General features: G+C 46.5%; 19 protein-coding genes. 9 read left to right on the forward strand and 10 right to left on the reverse strand.

Features of this window, described 5'->3' with window-relative positions; all coding sequences use genetic code 11:
• Positions 1–165: 165 nt before the first annotated feature.
• Positions 166–2,145 carry a ShlB/FhaC/HecB family hemolysin secretion/activation protein gene (locus LAY41_RS11370; RefSeq protein WP_249097446.1) on the reverse strand — a complete coding sequence of 660 codons (1,980 nt, stop codon included), beginning with the start codon at positions 2,143–2,145 and terminating at the stop codon, positions 166–168.
• Between the two features lie 189 nt (positions 2,146–2,334).
• Positions 2,335–2,913, reverse strand: coding sequence for a hypothetical protein (locus tag LAY41_RS11375; protein WP_249097448.1), 579 nt, complete (start codon positions 2,911–2,913; stop codon positions 2,335–2,337).
• Between the two features lie 482 nt (positions 2,914–3,395).
• On the opposite strand from LAY41_RS11375, the gene sodB reads away from it, so the two are divergent.
• From sodB to LAY41_RS11395, 4 genes are all read left to right on the forward strand, one after another.
• Positions 3,396–3,998 (forward strand): superoxide dismutase [Fe], encoded by a 603-nt coding sequence (gene sodB, locus LAY41_RS11380; RefSeq protein WP_249097520.1) that lies wholly within the window; start codon positions 3,396–3,398, stop codon positions 3,996–3,998.
• Between the two features lie 119 nt (positions 3,999–4,117).
• Positions 4,118–4,351 carry a hypothetical protein gene (locus LAY41_RS11385; RefSeq protein WP_249097451.1) on the forward strand — a complete coding sequence of 78 codons (234 nt, stop codon included), beginning with the start codon at positions 4,118–4,120 and terminating at the stop codon, positions 4,349–4,351.
• Between the two features lie 191 nt (positions 4,352–4,542).
• Complete coding sequence (gene ppk1 / locus LAY41_RS11390; RefSeq protein WP_249097454.1) at positions 4,543–6,696, forward strand: polyphosphate kinase 1; 2,154 nt, start codon at positions 4,543–4,545, stop codon at positions 6,694–6,696.
• Between the two features lie 527 nt (positions 6,697–7,223).
• The gene (locus LAY41_RS11395; protein WP_249097456.1) at positions 7,224–7,598 is read left to right on the forward strand and encodes a response regulator; all 375 of its coding nucleotides are present in this window, start codon (positions 7,224–7,226) and stop codon (positions 7,596–7,598) included.
• 33 nt (positions 7,599–7,631) lie between these two features.
• On the opposite strand, the gene LAY41_RS11400 is transcribed toward LAY41_RS11395, so the two are convergent.
• Positions 7,632–7,814, reverse strand: coding sequence for a hypothetical protein (locus tag LAY41_RS11400; RefSeq protein WP_249097522.1), 183 nt, complete (start codon positions 7,812–7,814; stop codon positions 7,632–7,634).
• Positions 7,815–7,906: 92 nt separating this feature from the next.
• Positions 7,907–8,191, reverse strand: coding sequence for a hypothetical protein (locus LAY41_RS11405; RefSeq protein WP_338022975.1), 285 nt, complete (start codon positions 8,189–8,191; stop codon positions 7,907–7,909).
• Between the two features lie 167 nt (positions 8,192–8,358).
• Here LAY41_RS11405 and LAY41_RS11410 point away from each other — a divergent pair, with 167 nt between their 5' ends.
• Positions 8,359–8,922, forward strand: a complete 564-nt coding sequence (locus tag LAY41_RS11410; RefSeq protein WP_249097458.1) for a DUF2854 domain-containing protein — start codon at positions 8,359–8,361, stop codon at positions 8,920–8,922.
• Between the two features lie 160 nt (positions 8,923–9,082).
• On the opposite strand, the gene LAY41_RS11415 is transcribed toward LAY41_RS11410, so the two are convergent.
• Positions 9,083–9,340: a CRR7 family NDH-1 assembly protein gene (locus tag LAY41_RS11415; protein ID WP_249097460.1), complete on the reverse strand. Its 258-nt coding sequence runs from the start codon at positions 9,338–9,340 to the stop codon at positions 9,083–9,085.
• A 620-nt stretch (positions 9,341–9,960) separates the two neighbouring features.
• Between LAY41_RS11415 and LAY41_RS11420 the strand changes: the two genes are divergently transcribed.
• From LAY41_RS11420 to LAY41_RS11430, 3 genes are all read left to right on the forward strand, one after another.
• Positions 9,961–10,959, forward strand: a complete 999-nt coding sequence (locus tag LAY41_RS11420) for a YegS/Rv2252/BmrU family lipid kinase (RefSeq protein ID WP_338022976.1) — start codon at positions 9,961–9,963, stop codon at positions 10,957–10,959.
• Between the two features lie 141 nt (positions 10,960–11,100).
• Positions 11,101–12,120 carry a response regulator gene (locus LAY41_RS11425; RefSeq protein ID WP_249097464.1) on the forward strand — a complete coding sequence of 340 codons (1,020 nt, stop codon included), beginning with the start codon at positions 11,101–11,103 and terminating at the stop codon, positions 12,118–12,120.
• Positions 12,121–12,871: 751 nt separating this feature from the next.
• Positions 12,872–15,094, forward strand: coding sequence for an amylo-alpha-1,6-glucosidase (locus tag LAY41_RS11430; protein WP_249097466.1), 2,223 nt, complete (start codon positions 12,872–12,874; stop codon positions 15,092–15,094).
• Between the two features lie 111 nt (positions 15,095–15,205).
• On the opposite strand, the gene LAY41_RS11435 is transcribed toward LAY41_RS11430, so the two are convergent.
• From LAY41_RS11435 to LAY41_RS11455, 5 genes are all read right to left on the reverse strand, one after another.
• Positions 15,206–15,529, reverse strand: a complete 324-nt coding sequence (locus LAY41_RS11435) for a hypothetical protein (protein ID WP_249097468.1) — start codon at positions 15,527–15,529, stop codon at positions 15,206–15,208.
• A 249-nt stretch (positions 15,530–15,778) separates the two neighbouring features.
• Positions 15,779–15,988, reverse strand: a complete 210-nt coding sequence (locus tag LAY41_RS11440; RefSeq protein ID WP_249097470.1) for a hypothetical protein — start codon at positions 15,986–15,988, stop codon at positions 15,779–15,781.
• Positions 15,981–17,117, reverse strand: coding sequence for an AAA family ATPase (locus LAY41_RS11445; RefSeq protein ID WP_249097472.1), 1,137 nt, complete (start codon positions 17,115–17,117; stop codon positions 15,981–15,983). Before LAY41_RS11445 ends, LAY41_RS11440 begins: the two co-directional genes overlap by 8 nt.
• A 118-nt stretch (positions 17,118–17,235) precedes the next feature.
• Positions 17,236–17,538: a DUF2973 domain-containing protein gene (locus tag LAY41_RS11450; protein WP_249097473.1), complete on the reverse strand. Its 303-nt coding sequence runs from the start codon at positions 17,536–17,538 to the stop codon at positions 17,236–17,238.
• 117 nt (positions 17,539–17,655) lie between these two features.
• Positions 17,656–18,003 (reverse strand): DUF2605 domain-containing protein, encoded by a 348-nt coding sequence (locus LAY41_RS11455; RefSeq protein WP_249097476.1) that lies wholly within the window; start codon positions 18,001–18,003, stop codon positions 17,656–17,658.
• Between the two features lie 237 nt (positions 18,004–18,240).
• Between LAY41_RS11455 and thrS the strand changes: the two genes are divergently transcribed.
• Positions 18,241–20,061 (forward strand): threonine--tRNA ligase, encoded by a 1,821-nt coding sequence (gene thrS, locus LAY41_RS11460; protein ID WP_249097479.1) that lies wholly within the window; start codon positions 18,241–18,243, stop codon positions 20,059–20,061.
• Positions 20,062–20,076 lie beyond the last annotated feature (15 nt).

Here is a 20,076-nt window from a genome sequence, read left to right on the forward strand (position 1 = left end):
AATCCTTATCCAGCAACCGCTTTAGCCTAGCTGTCGCCCCCTGAAGGCTCTGCCTCTGAGTAGGAGGCAAAGCCCTCCAAGAACTCATTCCCAGGTACGTTGTTGCGCTTTAGCGCTCAAAGAGCGCTAAAGCGCAACAACGTACCTAAATAGCAACTTGAGTTACTATGGTTGATAAACAACACGGAAGTAAAAACCCCTGTCTTGGGCGTTGTCGCCTTGATCGCTTATCCCAATTAGCGGCAGTGCGTAGTCAATTCGCAAATTCAACCCAGGAACTGGCTGCCACAATAACCCCATACCTGCGCCAGCTAAAAATCTTTGACCTGTGATTATGTTCGGATTATCCGGCTGATTCCAGACTGTTCCCACATCAATAAATGGTGCTAGTTGAAAAAGTGGCAAACCATCTTTACCCCGCTCCAAGGTAAAGCGATCTTCTACTGATAACCTGAAGCCATTATCACCTGCACGAATATTTTGCCGGTAGCCCCGCAATGATTGACCGCCACCGATCGCAAATTGTTGGGAGGAGAGTAAACTATTCGGTGTCAGTTGCACATCTCCCTGTATAATCAGCAAATTATCCTTACTGATGCGTTGAACGCGCTGCACCTGACCGAGCCAACTGAAGAAGCGTCCGTCTGGAACTGGTTCGGGATTGATAGTCGCGTCAAGTAAGCCGGTGCCGAGACTAAATTGCGATCGCAATGCAGTCGCTCCCTGTAGATCCCGACGAATATATTCCTGCTGAAAGTTAATTACGCTAGTACGGCTCCTACCTTCTTCATCTGGCCCCGCACCAAAAGGTGTTGGCTCACCGCCAAGAAATGTCTGACTTTCTCGACGGCTAAAGCCAACTGATAGGGCAAATTCTTGGCGAGGCGATCGAATCAGCGGTTGACGGAAACTAACTTCATAAAGACTAGATTCACCCCGAATATCGAACCTACTAAAAGGTGGTTGGGTGATTTCGTAGAAATTCGGTGAAGCTCTCAGTTGCAGAGTGCCGTCCGTGGCATTGAGCGGAACGCTATAAGTTAAATCAAAAGCATTAGAACCTCCTGTCGTCGAACGGTAATAAGAGGCAGCAACTTCATCCCCAAAGCCAGTAATATTGCGATAGCGGAGATTAACACCCAATCGTTCCGAACCCACGCTAGGTGTAGAGTAATTGTCAATACTAAAGTTACTTTCAAAAGGGTCAGCCTCAGTAATGCGAACGACAAGAATACTCTTACCCAACTCGCTTCCAGCTCGCAAACTCGCTTCCACATTTTCAAATAGAGGATTAAGGCGCAGCAGTCTGAGTCGATCTTCTAGGTGATTGGTATTTAGGGGCGTACCAACTCCCAGTCGCACGCGGCTGCGGACATAAGACGGTTTTAGGCGTCGCGTACCTTCGATCTGAATCCGTTCTAGGCTACCTTCGATGACCCGAATTTGCACGACACCATCAGTAACGGTTTGATCTGTCAGAACTGCTCTTGACGTAATGTAGCCGCGATCGATATAAAGCTTAGTGATAGCATCAGCAAGGTTCCTCAGTTCTGACAAGGTAACTTCCCGTCCCTCAAAAGGCTTGGTAATAGCGTTAATCTCATCTGGAGTTAAGATGGTGCTGCCGATGACCTCGATTTTCCGAATCGGAAACCTGACTGGGGGTGCATCTGGCGACGTTTGTGGCGTTGGGGTCTCCAAAACGGGACGCTGTTCTTCTGGGGTGGTAGGTAGGGGCGTCGGTGCTGGTTGCAAAAAGCGATCGATATTCGGATTCGGTTGCGGATTTGGCGGTAGTATAGGCGGATTCTGCGGTAGTGTAGGCGGATTCTGCGCCAATTCATCGGCGTTCGGATCGGGCAGACCTAACCCCCCCAGCCCCCCTTCCCTACTAGGGAAGGGGGGGGGAGTAGGAGGATTAGTATTGCTCCCCTCCCCGTAGCTCTTAGGGGTTGGGGGAGGGGTTAACCGAACCTCCGCCTCTGCTGCCGCTTCAATAGCTGGTAGCGAAAAAAACCCACTCGCCGCGTTACTAGGACATAAGATCCCAAAGACAGCACCGAAAGTTGAAAATCCCGACCAAACTGCTAGCCATAAACGGCTGTGAATTAATTGCTTATCTCTGGAAGGTAGTTGCTTTCGCATTGGTTTAGTAGGTGGGCGCAAAGAATTTTAAATGTAGTCGTTTGAGGCAAGTTTTGTTATGCTCCAGCGCTTACCAGCGAAAGTTATAAACCCGCTTTTACCGGCTCGTGTTTATTTATAATTTTCTAGTTAATATTGGCGGATTTTTTTAATTTGAAATCAGCAATTTAATATTTAGAACGGGATCGTTTACTCTAGAGCAAACGGTACTTTATCTGATTGTTCCAGCACCAGCACTGGTATCGGTTTGGCCTTTTTATCCCATTTCATATACACAATGCGATCTTCAACCGTCGGTTGCCAAACGTCGTCTTTATCGCCGGGACTCAAAAAGGTTTCAATGCAGTCAATAATTTGATTAATCGTGACGTAAGTGAATTGAATGGGTAATTTCATTAAACTAATTTGAATGCGGAACAGCACAATATTTTTATAATTAGGGGATTCTCCTATCTGATACTCCACATCAAATGTTACATCAACTTGTCGCTTTTCGGTGCTGCCACTCTCTATATCTAGATTTAGGGAACGCAGTGCTGTGGCGATATTGTCTTTTACTTTGACTTTAATTTGCTCGACGATCTCAAAATGAAACACTTCCTCGCACATCCGCAGCCGGAGATAGTCTAAGATTATTTCTCGCGAGTAGATCAGATTTTGATTACTTTCCTCTTGCTCTGGCAGTTCATCCGCAGGCGTCTGTTTGTACGCAATCCGATCTGCTTTATCTCCAGAGGCTTCGAGGGGTTGCGGCTTTTGGGGGTTCATTGTTCGGTTAGGAGCGTGGATCTGTTTCGACTATACTCTGTCTGCGACAAGATGACCTTCTGCGGATGAGCGGCTAACGACTGTTCCAACCCCAGTTGCATCATAGGGTCATCCTCCACAATCAAAATCCTCACGGGTGGAGAATCAGGAGGCAAATTTAAGGGGGATGGCGTTTCGGGGGACATAAGCGCGATCGCAGTTAGAGTACTGTCAAAATTCTGGATGTCAAATCCCTCAGATGGCAAGATGTTCGACTTTCGGATAAAGTTCTATCATTATTTTGGGATTCACCAGTTTTGTAACTCGAACTGCTGAGCGTGAACCCCCTAGTCCGCTAGTTCAGTAGTGCTGAGTGCTAAGTGCTGAGTGCTGAGTATGACCCCACGGATGAATCCGGGGACTTCAAACCATTTACCGAGTTTGGTGAAGCTAGCACTTGCATTAGGTCTAAAACCAAAATATCTCATAGAGGATCGAACACGATGGCATTTACACTTCCCGAATTACCTTACGCTGATAACGCCCTAGAGCCGTATATGTCGGCCAACACCTTCTCGTTCCATCACGATAAGCACCATGCTGCTTACGTGAACAACCTCAACAAGCTGATCGAGAACACCGAACTAGCCGACAAGTCCCTTGAAGAAATCATCAAAGCCACCTTCAAAGACTCATCCAAAGCCGGTGTATTCAACAACGCAGCCCAGGTTTGGAACCACACTTTTTTCTGGAGTTCCATGAAACCAGGCGGTGGCGGTACTCCCAGCGGAGCATTAGCTGAAAAAATCGACGCCGATTTCGGCAGCTTCGACAAATTTAAGGAAGAATTCAAGAACGCCGCCGCCACCCAATTTGGTAGCGGCTGGGCTTGGCTTGCCTTAGACAACGGGACGCTGAAAGTCACCAAAACTCCCAACGCCGAAAACCCGCTAGCCCACGGCCAAACTGCCCTGCTAACTTTGGATGTTTGGGAACACGCCTACTATCTGGATTACCAGAATAAGCGCCCAGACTTCATCTCCACCTACCTCGATAGTCTGGTTAACTGGGACTTTGCTGCCGAAAACATGGCCAAAGCGGCTTAAACCAAATGTTGGGTAGGCTTTACCCAAGTCTTACCTGAGCTTAAACACACACGAAGACAGCCAGGACTAAAATTGTGGCTGTCTTTATTGATATTTTCAGATTTTGTGAAAATTAACTTATGGATAGCAAAGAACTAGCTCAGTACGTCGAAGCAACAGACAGCATCTCAAAGCCGTGGCTGCTGGTGCAACTCCGCCTCAAAAAACTCCAAGAACGTCGCGCCACCCTGTCACTCGAAGCCTACACCAACGAGCTGGCCGACATTCATCAAGACTTGAGCAATTTAGGGGAATGGTGGATTGGCATCGAAGATGAAGTATTCGGCACAGATGGGATGATGGGTAGTGGGTAATGAGTAGGGTTTTTTCGTGTCACATAAGCTGTAGTAGGGACACGGCATAATTAAATGTTTTGTATGACCGACATATTTATGATGCCGTGTCCCTACAAAAATGTTTATAACGAACATTAGCAGAATGATTCTTCTAGACCCGTAACTAGCAACTTGAGTTACTACCAATTAACTCTTTCCTACTCAAAATCATGGCTAAAACCAAAAAGACTACCACTGCCATTAACCTCAACGACCCGCAATATTACTTCAGTCGGGAATTGAGCTGGTTAGAGTTTAACCGCCGAGTTCTCTGTGAAGCGATCGATCCTCGCACGCCTCTCCTGGAACGTCTTAAGTTCATGGCGATTTTTAGCTCAAATATAGATGAGTTCTTTATGGTTCGCGTCGCGGCGCTGAAGCAACAGGTGGAAGCAAAGGTAAGTCGTCTGTCACCAGATGGTCGGACGCCAAGCGAACAACTGGATGGAATTAGCCACCGACTGCGCCCCCAGGTGGCCGAACAGCATCAGCATTTCGAGCAACAATTGCGACCCATGCTGGTCAAGCATGGAGTCAATATTCTGGACTACATAGACTTGAACCAGGAACAGCGGACTTACCTGCAAAAATATTTTGAAGAGCAAATTTTTCCAGTACTTACTCCCCTGGCGGTCGATCCCAGCCATCCTTTTCCCTACATCTCCAATCTAAGTCTGAATCTGGCTGTGGTGATTCAAGACCCCGAAACGGGAGAGGAATTTTTTGCGCGTGTAAAAGTTCCCAAAGTGTTGCCCCGGTTTTTACGCTTGCCAGATGAATTGCAGGACAAATTGGCAATCTGGACAGGAGTTCCCCTAGAACAAGTAATGGCCCATAATCTGGCATCTTTGTTTCCTGGCATGAATATTCAGGAATGTCACCCTTTCCGAATTACTCGCAACGCTGATTTGGCGGTGGAAGAGGATGAAGCAGAAGATCTCCTGTTGGCTATAGAACAGGAACTTCGCAAACGCCGGATGGGCCGATCGGTGGTGCGGCTGGAAATTCAAGCTACCACTTCCGAACCAGTGCTAAAGATGCTGATGCAGGAGTTGTCTTTAAACCAAAATGATGTCTATGAAATCGAGGGTTTGCTGGGACTGAGCGATTTAATGTCTTTTATGGAATTACCAGCCCCAGATTTGAAAGACCCTGTGTGGAGTCCCGTAATACCTCCTCGCTTGCGACGAATTGTCGAACCCGATGGGCCCCATTTCCAGCGGGAGACAGAAGAAGGAGAAGATTTTTTCAGCGTTATTCGCGCTGCGGATTTACTGCTACACCACCCCTATTACTCTTTTGCGGCGACGGTACAGCGTTTCATTACCCAGGCGGCACACGACCCAAATGTGCTGGCGATTAAAATGACTCTCTACCGCACTTCAGGAGATTCGCCGATCGTCAATGCTTTGATTGCAGCGGCGGAAAATGGCAAGCAGGTGGCGGTATTGGTAGAACTGAAAGCTCGTTTTGATGAAGAAAACAATATCCTCTGGGCGCGCAAGCTAGAACAAGCTGGGGTTCATGTGGTGTACGGTTTGGTAGGTCTAAAGACTCACACTAAAGTAGTACTCGTAGTACGTCGAGAGGACGATCGCATTCGTCGCTATGTCCATATTGGCACTGGCAACTACAATCCTAAGACAGCCCGTGTTTATACGGATCTGGGTATTTTAAGTTGTCGTGAAGATTTGGGGGCCGATCTTACAGATCTGTTTAATTATTTGACTGGCTATTCCCGACAACGGTCTTACCGTAAGCTGTTGGTAGCACCAGTGAATCTGCGCGATCGCATGACTTCCCTGATCCTGCGAGAGGCAGAACATTGCCAAAAAGGTGGTTCCGGTCGCATTGTCGCCAAAATGAATGCCTTGGTCGATCCCAAAATTATTGCTACACTCTATGAAGCCTCGCGAGCGGGCGTCCAAATCGATCTGATTGTGCGCGGAATGTGCTGTCTGCGTCCGGGACTCCCAGATTTGAGCGAAAATATCCGCGTTATCAGCATTGTGGGGCGATTTTTAGAACACTCTCGGATTTATTATTTTCATAATGCAGGTCAAGAGGAAGTTTATATTGGCAGTGCCGATTGGATGACTCGCAACCTCGATCGACGGGTGGAAGCTCTAGCACCTGTAGAAGACACAAATCTAGCCAAAGATTTACAAGAAATCCTGGGAATTATGCTGGCAGATAACCGCAAAGCTTGGGAATTACAGCCAGATGGCAATTACATCCAACGGCGTCCGGCTGACAACGGCAGAGAGCAAAATGCACAAACGATTTTGATGGAAATGGCGCTTAACTCAGCTGGTCTAGCTTAATTCAAACTTTCGCTTTTGTCCGGGTTTGGCGGGGATCGGGAAATAGGAAGATGGGAAGAGAGATATAGCTACGGGCGTGGGGAAGAAGGGTCTATAATCAAGGGTTTCAGGGATTAAGAACGTCCTAACTGACTCATCGGTTGCTATAAATGAAGAGCTTTTCCCTCTTCATGATTAAGCGATCGCGAATTCGTTTATAAAAAAATCTAGGCTGCAAAATATCAGTGAATATACGCAGAAACAAGCCCTCCCTCGCGGATAATCTGAAATTGACCGATATTTCACTGAAGAGACTGAATTTTAAACTCAAGTATTGTTACACTAAGTATTTCTTAAGAATTATGTCTTTGTATTACAGTTCGATAGAAGTTTAAGGGATTAAGTGCCCAATCAATTTTATTGACTAGCTCAAATGATAGATGAAAAACAGCACTCAGCAAGCTTAAAGTGAAGCTACATTTAACAGTTCCTAAGCATCTGAGGTCGTAATGTTGTCCTGTTGTGATAGTTCTACTCTAAAAGTCCTAGTGGTTGACGATCACGAACTCACTCGGCTGAGCCTGAAGTTTGCCCTTTCTAACCAAAAGAATATCGAGCTGGTTGGCTTAGCCTGTAACGGCCTAGAGGCCATTAGAATGGTTGAACGCTACCACCCTGATGTCGTCATTCTCGATTTGCAGATGCCGGTCATGGACGGTTGGAGTGCCTCTAGCTGCATCAAAAATATATATCCCCAAGCGCAAATCATCGCTTACTCAGCAGTGGAACAGCAACAAGCTGCCGCCATGAACCCGAAGGCAAGCGTTGATGCCTTTTGCAGCAAAGAAGCAGCCACTCACGATCTGATCGAGCTAGTCAAAGAACTAGGTCACCGGAGTGGCAGCATTAGTGAATTTCCCTAACGCTTGATAGAGTAACCAGGCACAGCCGAGATATTAACTTGCTTCAGCTTCTGGAAAAGTTCTTTTAAACTCCTCAATCAGATCGTCAATTTCCTCCAATGCCTGGTTGACATCAATTCTCAGAGTGCCCAGGTCTGGTTGCTCTAACAGCCGTAACAAAGCCTCGCGTTTGCTTTCAATCAAGGAAATCCGTTCTTTAATTGTCTCTGGCTCCATCATCTTTATTTTTCGCTTACTCACACCTCAAGTTTAATTGAGATTAGAGATCGCATCTGTTGGAATTGAATAGCTGCTGCTAAAACCCGCCCCTACCGCAGAAAAGGGGGCCGATCGCTATCTGTATGCTTATTCTTAACCGATTCAGCAATAAATCGCTTGAGCGCCTTCTCCCGATTTTTCATAAAGGCAGCCCAAAACCCAGGTTGAAACTCATCCATAGTCTTGGCTAGAGCCCAAACATCTACAGCTAAGATGTTATACAGCGTTTCATCCTCCCGCTTGAGCGAGTTAATCTGCTCTAGTAGGGCACGCTCTTGAGTGCCATTCTGGTTTCCGTCTGCCGTCATGTTTAAGCCCACACTTAAGATTGACATCCTCCCCCAAACCCCCACGATTTAATAAAAGGTGGCGAATCCCTGCACGCTAGGGCTATAAGCCTACAGAGGCACGCACTCCCATCGCGCCTACCCAAACCCAAGCTTCATCCAGTGACATATCCATAGAAAATAATAAGGATTGCTGATTCAACTATCTAATCAATATGTTACGTCAAACTTCGCTGGCAACATTGGGCTTAACTGTGGGTAGCATTTTAACCGTAGTCGGATTCGCCGCTTATTTCGCTGATAATGCCACGCTGAATCTGGTAGGTTTTTTTTACGGGTTTCCTCTTTTGCTAGGAGGACTCGCTCTCAAGGCGAACGAACTCAAGCCTATACCATTTTCTCAACCGACGCCTCCAGATGTGCTGGAACTGCGAAACCAGCAAGCTACCATAACACAAAACAAGCTTCGCAAAGACCTGACTCGCCATAGCTACGGTCAAGATACGCAGTTTGACAGACCCCTATCTCAGCTAGGTTTGAGCCCAAGAGACGAAGTACGGCCAACGATCGAAGGGATACGAGAAACACAAGTCGAAGGTGCTTACACTTTGGTGCTGGAATTTGAATCTCCGCAGATACCCCTTGAAGTTTGGCAACAGAAGCAGGAGAAAATGGAAAAATTCTTTGGCCCAGGCGTGCGAGTTGAGTTGACCCAGCGAGAAAGCGATCGCATTGACTTAGCTCTGATTGCGACACCACAAGAAGGGGCTAGGGACTAAGGGAATTTTAGATTTTAGATTTTAGATTTAATTTCAATTTTGTTATCTAAAATCTAAAATCTTCTCCACTCCCCCACTTCCCCTCTTCCCACTTCCCCTCTTCCCACTTCCCTTCTTCCCCCTAGCCCCTAGCCCCTAGCCCCTTTTTCCCCCTAGCCCCTCACTTGGACAAGCGGACGGCATACCACTGGAGATACTTTCCTGGGCCAACATCCAACTCACAAGAAGTATCTAGCAAATATTGGGCTTGGGACTCTAAGGATGTAAATTTCTGCAAATCCGGTGGTAAATTATCCTGTTGGTGAGCCAAAATACCCTTAAGTTTTTCTAACAACTCTTGATGCGTGAGGAATTGCTCTGGTTGGTTTGGTTCTAGGACGACAAAAGCATCCTGCTTAAACATGATAGAATCTGGCATTTTCGGTTCTTTGTATTTCAATCTTTAATAAATATTAGTAATCAGCTAGCCGATCGCCAAGAAGAGCAATACCGAAAAATCCTAAAAAACGGTTTTTGCATTACCATAATGCTTTACGCATCTGTGTTTATCTGTGGTTATAGCGGTTTGCAGTTGGATGAAGTACACCCGGTGAAACCCCGTTTCTTCAAGAAACCAGGTTTTTATGTACCTCAGACCAAATCCGGGTTATTTACCCCCTTTATAGTGTGAAGTGTAGGGGTGAAGCATTGCGGCAATAAGTGTATTCCCAAGAGCCAAAGCCTTTCTACCGCAATGCTTCACCCAACTTATGGATAACGGGGGTTTTTATTCCGGATTTGGTATCACTCACCTTCCAAGGGCTGTAAAAATCTCTTAAATCTACTTTTCGGATAGGATATATAGCCATAGTCACATAGGTTAGGACACTATAGAGCTATTCCCCGCAAGAAAGCGACTGGGTTTGCACGGCTTCCGTTCCACTTTGATATAAGTCAAACCGTAATAGGGATTCGCTAGATTATATTATATTGCCAGAGTCCCTCAGTTGTTTTTTTTCTTACACTAATAGAGAGAAAAAGCGACAAACGATAAACAAAGTGGTTAAACGGCTTAATATGACCCGTTCTGCTGTTCTGATATTTAATCCGGTTGCCGGTCAAAACGACCCAGACCAAGATTTGGCTCAAATCAGGGAAATCTTAGAGCCAGATATTGACTTAGAAATTCTGTTGACGACACCGGAAGTTGATGCAGGTACTTTGGCTGGGGAAGCTCTAGCACGGGGTGTCGAAACCGTCATTGTCTCTGGTGGTGACGGCACCATCTCAGCCGCCGCTGCTGCCTTAGTGGGAACAAACATTCCTTTGGGAGTAATTTCGCGGGGCACTGCCAATGCCTTTGCTGCGGCTTTGGGGATTCCAAACACTATCCAAGCAGCCTGCGAAACAATTTTGGGGGGTGTCACGCAGACGATCGACGCTGCCTACTGCAACGGCAAACCAATGGTTTTACTGGCTGGAGTTGGGTTTGAGGCGGAAACGGTCGAGAAAGCCGATCGAGAAGCTAAAAATCGCTTTGGAATGCTAGCCTACATCTTAGCTGGAGTACAACAGCTCAGAGAGTTTGAAAGATTTGAAGCAGAGATTGAAACCGAAGACAAAATTATCACAGTTACGGCAGCTGCCGTGACAGTAGCCAACATAGCACCGCCCACATCGATTTTGGCTCAAGGGCCAGCCGGTCTAGTTGTGGATGATGGTTTTTTGGATGTGACTGTGGTGGCACCGATCAATGTAGCAGGAGCGATCGCTGCCTCCTATCACCTACTCCAAAGCGCTCTTGCTGGTAATGCAGCTGAGCGAGACGATATCGGTTATCTGCGGACAAGAAAAGTCAAAATAAGCACCGAGCCACCACAGAAAGTTGTTCTTGATGGTGAACTCATCGGCACTACTCCTATTGAGGTAGAGTGCGTTCCAGGGGGATTAACCCTGATCGTACCGCTGGTTGAAGAAGCGCAGCCTTCTGAAAAACTGTCGGGGCTTTCTGGCTTAAAAATTGAGTCTAAAGCGCCGTCAGAATCTGAGGAAGTTTGAGTTTGGCATTCAGATGTCAATAGTTCGTCAATCGTGGTGGCAATTGGCTAGGCGCACGTTACGCCAACAAACCACCATAATTGACCCAAATTCTTCCCCTCTCATGCGCGGCATGGAAGGGGTGCCCTTTGGAGGTTTTTAATGAACAACGGAGGCTGCCAACCAGAACCACCCCTGATCCTGATCGTCGATGACGAAAAAATGATGCGAATTCTGCTGCGGCGAGCGCTGGAAAAAGAAGGATACCGAGTGGTAGAAGCTACTAACGGTCAGGAGGGAATAAATGCCTACCAGCGCATAAAACCGGAGCTGGTGCTGCTAGATGCCATGATGCCGATAATGGATGGTTTTACTTGCTGTGCCCAATTGCAATCATTGAACGAGGACGATTCTGAAAAAACTCTATCACACGGCAAAGGGTCAGGCCAACAAGATTCACCTTGGGACATCCGCGATCGTCCCACGCCAGTATTGATTGTGACCGGCTTAGAGGATGCCGAGTCTGTGGATCGAGCTTTTGAGGTGGGTGCTACGGACTACATCACTAAGCCGATTCACTGGGCTGTGCTGCGCCAGCGGGTGCGTCGTTTAATCGAACAAGCTCAACTATACAAACAGTTAGAAGCGGCAAATCAAGAGTTACGACGGATTGCCTGCTTAGATGGCCTTACCCAAGTTGCGAACCGTCGCGGGTTTGATGAAACCCTCGATCGCGAATGGCGGCGGATGGGACGAGAGCAAGCACCCCTGTCGTTGATTTTGTGCGATGTGGATTTTTTCAAAGGTTTCAACGATACTTACGGTCATCTAGCTGGAGATATATGTTTGCAGCAGGTTGCTGCTGCTATTCAAGTCGCTGCCAAACGTGCTGGCGATTTGGTGGCTCGTTACGGCGGGGAAGAATTTGCGGTGATTTTGCCCAACAGCCCTGAAGCCGGTGCAGTTCATGTAGCGCAGGAGATCCAAGCTAAGGTAGCAGCCTTGAAAATTAAGCATCCCAAGTCTGAGGTGAGCCAGTATGTCACCCTTAGTTTGGGTATTGCCTGTATCATTCCCCTTCCCAACTACGAGCCGAGAATGTTGATCGATACTGCTGATAAGGCGCTCTACCAGGCCAAAGCTAGCGGACGCGATCGCTTTATTCTCAACAAATTGGGATAAGGGAACTATTGCAATCGAGTCTAATTTTTGACGGCAAGCCCTTACGCCTTTCCCGCTCTCAAGAATATCTATAAGGCCGCAGAGGGGCTCCAGGGGCAGAGGGGCAGAGGGGAAAAAGAATGATAGATAATCTTCTAGCGGGAAGGAAGTAATGTAAAAATTAAAAAATTAAAATTTTTTATTGGCACAAATCCTGGTTCTTCCGTATTTACTAAAAATTACCCGTAAACTGTTGCATAAAATCGCTCGACTGCAACGGCAAAACTGTCATCAACAACGAAAATATAAAAATTGGGAAAAAACCAAGTTAAAGATAGCTAATACCATTTCTCCAAAAGGATGCTACAATGCTCGTCGGCTAGCCTCATGAGGTTATATTCGATCGGCACAAGCCACTGTTGCACGATTTTGGAGAACTGGTATAAGTTATCGCAACCGACGAAAGCGGTTAGGACAGTATTAAACGCGCAAAGCAAGACTGATACCAAATCCGGGATAAAAACCCCCGTTATCCATAAGTTGGGTGAAGCATTGCTGTAGAAAGGCTTTGGCTCTTGGGAATACACTTATTGCCGCAATGCTTCACCCCTACACTTCACACTATAAAGGGGGTAAATAACCCGGATTTGGTATGAGACTGTGTTTGTACTAAAGCCGAAGCACTAAAGCCTTTATCACTTTGCTATACATTAGGTTAGTTGGAGTAGTTTACACTGCGAAAACCTTACACGAAGAGCGAAAATTGGTTGGAATGGCACTAGATATTCTTGAGCTTGATGGTAAAACTTTTGTAACAGCAGATCAACTGCCCATCCCAGAATGGCCTTGCGTTCTGAATGATGAGCCTCAGCCGACGCTCACCATTAAAGATGACGATATGTTTTTGGTGACGGATACGCTGGGCAACATCGCGTGCAATTTAAGAGATGACGTGAACGCCAGTATGGGGCTGTTCTGCTGCGATACCCGGTTTCTGAGTCGCCTGGAGTTGCAGATAGAAGGTCGAGCCCCTGTTTTGCTCAACAGCACAGCCGATAAAGGGTTTATGCTCTCTGTTTTGTGTACCAATCCCAAAATTGAAAATCGTCTCAAACCTGACACCCTGGGAATTCGGCGGGAACTGCTGCTAAATGGGGCTCTGTTTTCAGAATTAGAAATCACTAATTACAGTACTAGCCCTGTTAGCTTTGAACTTAGCATTAGCTTTGATGCTGATTTTGTCGATTTATTTGAAGTCCGGGGCTTTGCAAGGGAAAAACGGGGGCAAGCTTTGCGATCGGTCCTTGACGGAAAACTAGCCCAAGAAGAAACTCAAGAGCTGACGCTAGCTTATCAGGGTCTGGATGGCTCGATCGTAGAATCTCGCATCCACTTCGATCATCGTCCGCCAGACTTTTTCAAGGGTTACACGGCGATTTGGCAGCTAGAGATGGAGCCTCACGAAACCCAGAGATTGGGTTATCGGCTTGTGATGTTTACCAACAACCGACCGACATCCAGGCCCAATATCCCTGCTACCCTGTCGCAAGCTAGGGCAGCGGAGTACATGGAGGAGCAAAATTGGGCTCAACAGATTACGCGAATTCGTTCCGATAAAGCCATATTTAACCGGACTATAGAGCGTGGTGAACAGGATGTTTACTTGCTGCGGCAGTCGTTTGGTAAGAACTCAACGCTTTCTGCTGGGGTGCCTTGGTTTTCGACGTTGTTTGGGCGCGACTCAATTATTGCGGCGTCTCAAACCTTGATGCTCAATCCCACGATCGCGCGCGAAACTCTCCATATTCTAGCCGAATACCAAGGTAAAACAGACGATGATTGGCGCGATGAGCAATACGGCAAAATCTTGCACGAGATTCGCTTTGGGGAAATGGCTCGCTGCAAAGAGGTGCCCCACACGCCTTATTACGGCACTGTGGACGCCACACCCCTGTGGTTAATGCTCTACGCCGAGTACTATGCTTGGACTGCCGACCTGGAAACCCTGGATCGTTTGTGGCCTAATGCTTTAGCGGCAATGGATTGGATCGATCGCAACTGTAAAGAAACTGGTTACCTCACCTACGCCTCTCGATCCCAACGCGGTTTAGTCAACCAGGGGTGGAAAGATTCTGGAGATTGTATTGTCAATCGTAAAGGTCAGCAGGCAAATGGCCCGATCGCTCTGTGCGAAGTGCAAGCTTATGTTTATGCTGCGAAAGTGCGTCTGTCTGAAATTGCCAGAATGAAGAAGCGGATTGATTTGGCCGATCGCTGGCTAGATGAAGCCAGAGAGTTGAAAACTCGTTTCAATCGCGATTTTTGGATGGAAGATGAAGGTTTCTGCGCTTTAGCTCTGGATGGCGAAGGTAAGCACGTTGACAGCATTACTTCCAATCCCGGTCACTGTCTGAGTCTTGGTATTCTCACCCCAGAAAAAGCTTATAGCGTAGCAGAACGACTGCGGGCACCCGATATGTTCAACGGTTGGGGTATTCGCACTCTCAGCAGTCTGTCACCAGCTTACAATCCAATGGGCTATCACATTGGTTCTGTTTGGCCCCACGACAATGCCCTAACTGCGATGGGGTTACGCAGTCTCGGTTTGGTCGATCAAGCCTTAGAAATTTTCCAGGGATTAATCGACATGACCCAGCATCAACCCTATCAACGTCCGCCAGAACTGTTTTGCGGCTATGAGCGTAGTGGCGATAATACTCCCGTGCGATACCCTGTTGCTTGCTCACCCCAAGCTTGGGCGACCGGCAGCATCTTTCAGTTACTGCAAATGGTCACTAATCTGGTGCCTGACGCCGCTAATAATTGCTTGCGAATTATCGATCCGGCTTTGCCAGAGTCGATCGATTCTTTATCGCTGCACAATCTGAGAGTTGGGGGAACTCTGCTGGATCTAGAGTTCGATCGTACTGAAAAGACTACTTCTTGCCGAGTTGCCAAGAAGCGGGGGAATTTGCGCGTTGTAATTGAAGCGTAAACTACTGTGCCTTAGCTTCGCTCGATCGGCCTAACCATTGTCGTTGGGCGAAGCTCTCCCCAAGAACTGATATCAAATCCGGTTTCATAGGAATTATTCCTATTTTCTCATCTACTCAGATAAAATAATTGGAGTCAATCGTTGCTCAATTTCATGAATATAGGTTGTTAACCCTGTATAAACACCTCTTTTTCGGAGAAGTTCCAGACTCGTTTCTTCCCAACACTGCCATTCGCGTGACCTATCGCCCCCTGTTAGCTTTTCAACAACAACTTTAGGATTTCTGATTCGATCGGGTTCTGACCACGAGTTAGAGCGAAGTCTGTGTGACTCCTTACAAGGATCGAACATCAATTGGGTGCTTATCTCTTCTAGAATTTGTTCTTCCTCTTGATTAGATGGAATAAATCCATTCAAAACCCAGGCTTCCCGCATTCGGTCGGCTGTGCCAATAACAATTTCTAATTTAGGTTGGAGATTGATGTGTTCTGAACGCGCTTGTTCAATACCTTCTCTTCTTTCGGGTTGATTATCTAAATCGCGAATAAAGATAACCGCTTTAATCTGTCGTGTTTTTTGAAAAATTCGGCTCTTCCGTACTTACTATGCTATTTGAGTAGAGGGGGAGAGTGGGAAAGGGGGAGAGGGGGAGAGTGGGAGAGGAGAAAAGAAATAAAAATGTTCTTAGGTGAACAAAAGCATAGCAACTCCGAAAGAGCCAATATCTCTCCAACAGGAATGTTCTGTATTTTCTTCTAAACCACTCCACCGAAAGAAATATTGAAACTGTTCGTTCTCTAACCATTCAACTTTATCCACTAAAACGCGCTCAGCTAATTTAGTAGCGGTTTGTGCATCTGCGCTACTTTCCACAATTACAATAAATTCATTCATTTATTTCTCCGACAACCACCCAATCTTCTCCCTCAGCATCCCAAAATTCCCCAGTGCTTAAAGTTTGTTTTGCCCATTCTACATCAGGATGTTCGTCCAATCTTTTGCCACGAGTAAAACCTGAATTATTGTTACTTAATACATGGACTTGAGAAGGAGTAAGTTCATCTACAATATAGGGAGAATGGGTAGAAAAAATAATTTGCAGATTGTTGTTGGCTTTAATAATTTCCTTAAAAACAGTAATCAATTCTCGTTGTGCTTTTGGATGGAGCCCCTGTTCAACATCATCTAGTAACACTAAATTCGGTTGATTGGGATTCATCAAAACAGTCAATAATCCAAGCGCGAGCATAGTTCCTTCGCTAATGGCATGGGCTGGAATGCGATCGCCCGCATTCATGTCTAGGACAACTTCTTGCCCTGCCATTTCCTGACTTTCTTCGTATGAGATAGATTTTCCATCGACTTCGATTGACCGTTGACGATTGACCGTAACCTTGGCTCGCCTTACCCCTACTTTCCTTACACCTGGGACAATCCGTTGCAACATTTCCTGTAAGGATTGAAATTTATCTGGAGCTTCATCGCGTAGATAGTCCAAGGTAGGTGCTAAGCCTGAACCATCAAACTCTACTCGCGGCGTAATTGCATCACTGTAAGCTGCTTTAGCAAGGTTAGTAGCTACTAACTTAAGATGAACCGCGTATCTCAAGGATTGGGGTATTGGATATGAAGCCTCGTTTAACGAGCTTAACCATCCTTCCAAATTTCCCTCATCTCGTCGATCGACTTTCCATGATGTTGTGGGGAACCAAGGAGGATTAACGCTTTGTTGCCATTGATAGCAAGCTTCCCAATCCTTCCGATCTTTGTATCCCCAAAAACCACTTGCAGTAACAGACATATTGTCTCGCCCAATTGTGGTAATAAATTGAGGCGCTCTTTCATCCTGAAAAATATTTGCGAATGATGAATTAGCAAGCCGACTGAGATAATGCAATGCTTGCAAGACTGATGTTTTACCAGAACTGTTCTGTCCTACAAGTGCGTGTAGGCGAGAACTATCTAAAATAAGTTGCGTATCTCGATGACTTTTGAAGTTATGAAGTTCTACTTTTTCTAGCATTTGATTGCTAACATGAAAGCTGATTTTTCCGGCCTACAGTGTCAACACAATTTCCCGATAGTTTTGGTGCGTTACACTGCGTTAACGCACCCTACAAAAACTTCTTTGAATTGCAGGATCAAGAAGACGAACTTTCTGGGGGATTTTGATAAAGCGATTCTAATTGTTGACGGGCATCTTCAACGCCGATCGATCGCATCACCAAAAGAGGCTCATCGATTACGTTGCCAGCCGCATCCAGAAACTCTGGGTGCGGCACCTGCTTAGGTCTGCGAGAACCTGAACGGTAAGCTGCTTGAGAACTTGAAGACAAACTGTTGTAATTATAATCAGCGCTTATGCTTATCAAACTGCGGATCAGATTGCCAACGGCTAAGAAGGCAAGCAAAGTAAAGGCTAAAATGTAAAGTAGGTGTAACATGAGATTTTCCTCCGAGTCAGACAGTCTATAGGGCGAGCCGTGAAAGATTTTTAGGTAAATAAGAGGGTTTTATCGACAATTAACAAGGCTTCTGCGAATGCAGAGATCCTAGATGTTTTAGTCTTGCGTCTCCTTGTCCTGTTTTTGTTCGGTAGACTGCTCAAGGCGAAAACGCATTCCCACCTGCCAGCATTCCATCACCAAGCGGTGCCACGGGATCAGCGCTGCCGTTTCCACGCCAGCTTGACCGCCTGTTGCTTTATAGAGCATCTCGACTGTGCTTACCTCACTCTGAGCGTGCTTCACACGCGCCAAGAGGTCGGATTGCTGCTGTTGACTCAAGAAAGAAATTTCTTTTGTTTCCAGTAAGTCGCGCGATCGCCCAAACCAATATTGAAAGTCTTCCAACAACGGCTGCAACAGGCTTTTGAGCAACTCAGACTCAGGCAGGTTGGAGTTAAGCATGAATTAAATACAGATTACTAACTTATCTAAATAATAACCTTAAATCAATTTACATTTCGTTACAGCTAGGCTAGGGGCTAGGGGCTAGGGAAGAGGGGGAAGATTTTGCTCCTCTGCCCCTCTGCTCCTCTGCCCCTCTGCTCCTCTGCTCCTCTGCTCCTCTGCTGGTTAAGATAGAGGCTGAGGGGCATTTGTAAAGTCCCGGATAGTCGTTACATGGTCAAGTCGCCGTCACTTATGTCAGAATCTCCTGATTCCCCACAACAACCAGCTAAAATTCATCTGCCTCGCACCAGTGAATCGGATTCCTTAAAAAAGATTCGTCATACGACTTCCCACGTGATGGCGATGGCGGTGCAGAAGCTGTTTCCCAAGGCGCAAGTTACGATCGGCCCTTGGATTGAAAATGGATTTTACTACGATTTTGACCATCCAGAGCCTTTTACAGAAAAAGATCTGAAGGCGATCAAAAAAGAGATGATCAAAATCATCAATCGCAAACTGCCAGTAATTCGCGAAGAAGTCAGCCGCGAAGAAGCCGCTCGCCGGATTAAAGAGATTAACGAGCCTTACAAACTCGAAATTTTGGAAGGTTTGCAAGAACCGATTACCGTTTACCACCTGGGAGATCGATGGTGGGATCTCTGTGCTGGCCCCCACGTTGAAAATACCGCCGATTTGAACCCCAAAGCATTTGAACTGGAAAGCTTAGCTGGTGCTTACTGGCGCGGCGATTCTAGCAAAGCGCAATTGCAGCGGATTTACGGTACAGCATGGGAAACTCCAGAACAGCTCGAAGAATATCAGCGACGCAAAGAAGAAGCGCTGCGCCGAGATCACCGCAAACTGGGTAAAGAACTGGGACTATTTATCTTTGCTGATGAAGTTGGGCCTGGATTGCCTTTGTGGACTCCCAAAGGTACGGTATTGCGAAGTATTCTGGAAGATTTCCTCAAGCAGGAACAAGTCAAACGAGGTTATTTGCCAGTTGTGACGCCGCATATCGCCAGAGTCGATTTGTTCAAAACTTCAGGACACTGGCAAAAATACAAAGAAGATATGTTCCCGCTGATGGCGGAGGACGAAGAAGCAGCCGCACTCGAACAAGGTTTTGTTCTCAAACCGATGAATTGTCCGTTCCACATTCAGATATATAAAAGCGAGTTGCGTTCCTATCGGGAATTGCCGATGCGCTTAGCTGAATTTGGCACAGTTTATCGTTACGAACAATCTGGGGAATTGGGTGGTTTGACGCGAGTGCGCGGTTTCACAGTGGATGATTCTCACTTATTTGTAACGCCAGAACAACTGGATGCGGAATTCATCAATGTTGTGGATTTGATTCTGTCGGTATTCAAGAGTTTGCAACTGAAAAACTTCAAGGCGCGACTGAGTTTCCGAGATCCAACTTCCGATAAATATATCGGTTCTGATGAAGTTTGGGAAAAATCCCAAGGTGCTATTCGCCGCGCTGTCGAAAAGCTGGGAATGAACTATTTTGAAGGCATTGGAGAAGCGGCATTTTACGGCCCAAAATTGGATTTTATCTTCCAAGATGCTTTAGATAGAGAGTGGCAATTGGGTACTGTTCAGGTAGATTACAACTTGCCGGAACGGTTCGATTTGGAGTATGTTGCAGAAGATGGTATTCGGAAACGTCCGGTGATGATTCACCGCGCTCCTTTTGGCTCGTTAGAAAGGCTAATTGGCATATTAATTGAGGAGTATGCGGGTGATTTCCCGTTGTGGTTAGCGCCAATACAAGCGCGATTATTGGCGGTGAGTAATGAGTTTCTGCCTTTTGCACAGGAGGTCGCAGAGAAAATGAAATCTCTCGGTATCCGCGCCGAAGCTGATGCTAGCAATGAGCGATTGGCTAAACTAATTCGCAATGCGGAAAAAGATAAAATCCCCGTAATGGCGGTAGTGGGAGCGAAAGAGGTTGAATCGAATAGCTTGAATATTCGCACTCGCGCTTCTGGGGAATTGGGAGAAATTCCGGTGGCGGAAGTGATGGAAAGGATGAAAAGTGCGATCGCAAACTACAGCACCTTCTAAAAAGTAGGGTGGGCA

The sequence above is a fragment of the Argonema galeatum A003/A1 genome (assembly GCF_023333595.1).
Taxonomy (GTDB): Bacteria; Cyanobacteriota; Cyanobacteriia; order Cyanobacteriales; family Aerosakkonemataceae; genus Argonema; species Argonema galeatum.

Excerpts from the sequence above, each read along its gene's own strand:
- LAY41_RS11375 (WP_249097448.1), bottom strand. The coding sequence starts at position 2,913 with ATGAACCCCCAAAAGCCGCAACCCCTCGAAGCCTCTGGAGATAAAGCA.
- sodB (WP_249097520.1), top strand. The coding sequence starts at position 3,396 with ATGGCATTTACACTTCCCGAATTACCTTACGCTGATAACGCCCTAGAG.
- LAY41_RS11445 (WP_249097472.1), bottom strand. The coding sequence starts at position 17,117 with ATGCTAGAAAAAGTAGAACTTCATAACTTCAAAAGTCATCGAGATACG.
- LAY41_RS11370 (WP_249097446.1), bottom strand. The coding sequence starts at position 2,145 with ATGCGAAAGCAACTACCTTCCAGAGATAAGCAATTAATTCACAGCCGT.
- LAY41_RS11455 (WP_249097476.1), bottom strand. The coding sequence starts at position 18,003 with ATGCTTAACTCCAACCTGCCTGAGTCTGAGTTGCTCAAAAGCCTGTTG.
- LAY41_RS11425 (WP_249097464.1), top strand. The coding sequence starts at position 11,101 with ATGAACAACGGAGGCTGCCAACCAGAACCACCCCTGATCCTGATCGTC.
- LAY41_RS11400 (WP_249097522.1), bottom strand. The coding sequence starts at position 7,814 with ATGGAGCCAGAGACAATTAAAGAACGGATTTCCTTGATTGAAAGCAAA.
- LAY41_RS11405 (WP_338022975.1), bottom strand. The coding sequence starts at position 8,191 with ATGTCAATCTTAAGTGTGGGCTTAAACATGACGGCAGACGGAAACCAG.
- LAY41_RS11440 (WP_249097470.1), bottom strand. The coding sequence starts at position 15,988 with ATGAATGAATTTATTGTAATTGTGGAAAGTAGCGCAGATGCACAAACC.
- LAY41_RS11435 (WP_249097468.1), bottom strand. The coding sequence starts at position 15,529 with ATGCGGGAAGCCTGGGTTTTGAATGGATTTATTCCATCTAATCAAGAG.
- LAY41_RS11385 (WP_249097451.1), top strand. The coding sequence starts at position 4,118 with ATGGATAGCAAAGAACTAGCTCAGTACGTCGAAGCAACAGACAGCATC.
- LAY41_RS11450 (WP_249097473.1), bottom strand. The coding sequence starts at position 17,538 with ATGTTACACCTACTTTACATTTTAGCCTTTACTTTGCTTGCCTTCTTA.
- ppk1 (WP_249097454.1), top strand. The coding sequence starts at position 4,543 with ATGGCTAAAACCAAAAAGACTACCACTGCCATTAACCTCAACGACCCG.
- thrS (WP_249097479.1), top strand. The coding sequence starts at position 18,241 with ATGTCAGAATCTCCTGATTCCCCACAACAACCAGCTAAAATTCATCTG.
- LAY41_RS11415 (WP_249097460.1), bottom strand. The coding sequence starts at position 9,340 with ATGCCAGATTCTATCATGTTTAAGCAGGATGCTTTTGTCGTCCTAGAA.
- LAY41_RS11410 (WP_249097458.1), top strand. The coding sequence starts at position 8,359 with ATGTTACGTCAAACTTCGCTGGCAACATTGGGCTTAACTGTGGGTAGC.
- LAY41_RS11430 (WP_249097466.1), top strand. The coding sequence starts at position 12,872 with ATGGCACTAGATATTCTTGAGCTTGATGGTAAAACTTTTGTAACAGCA.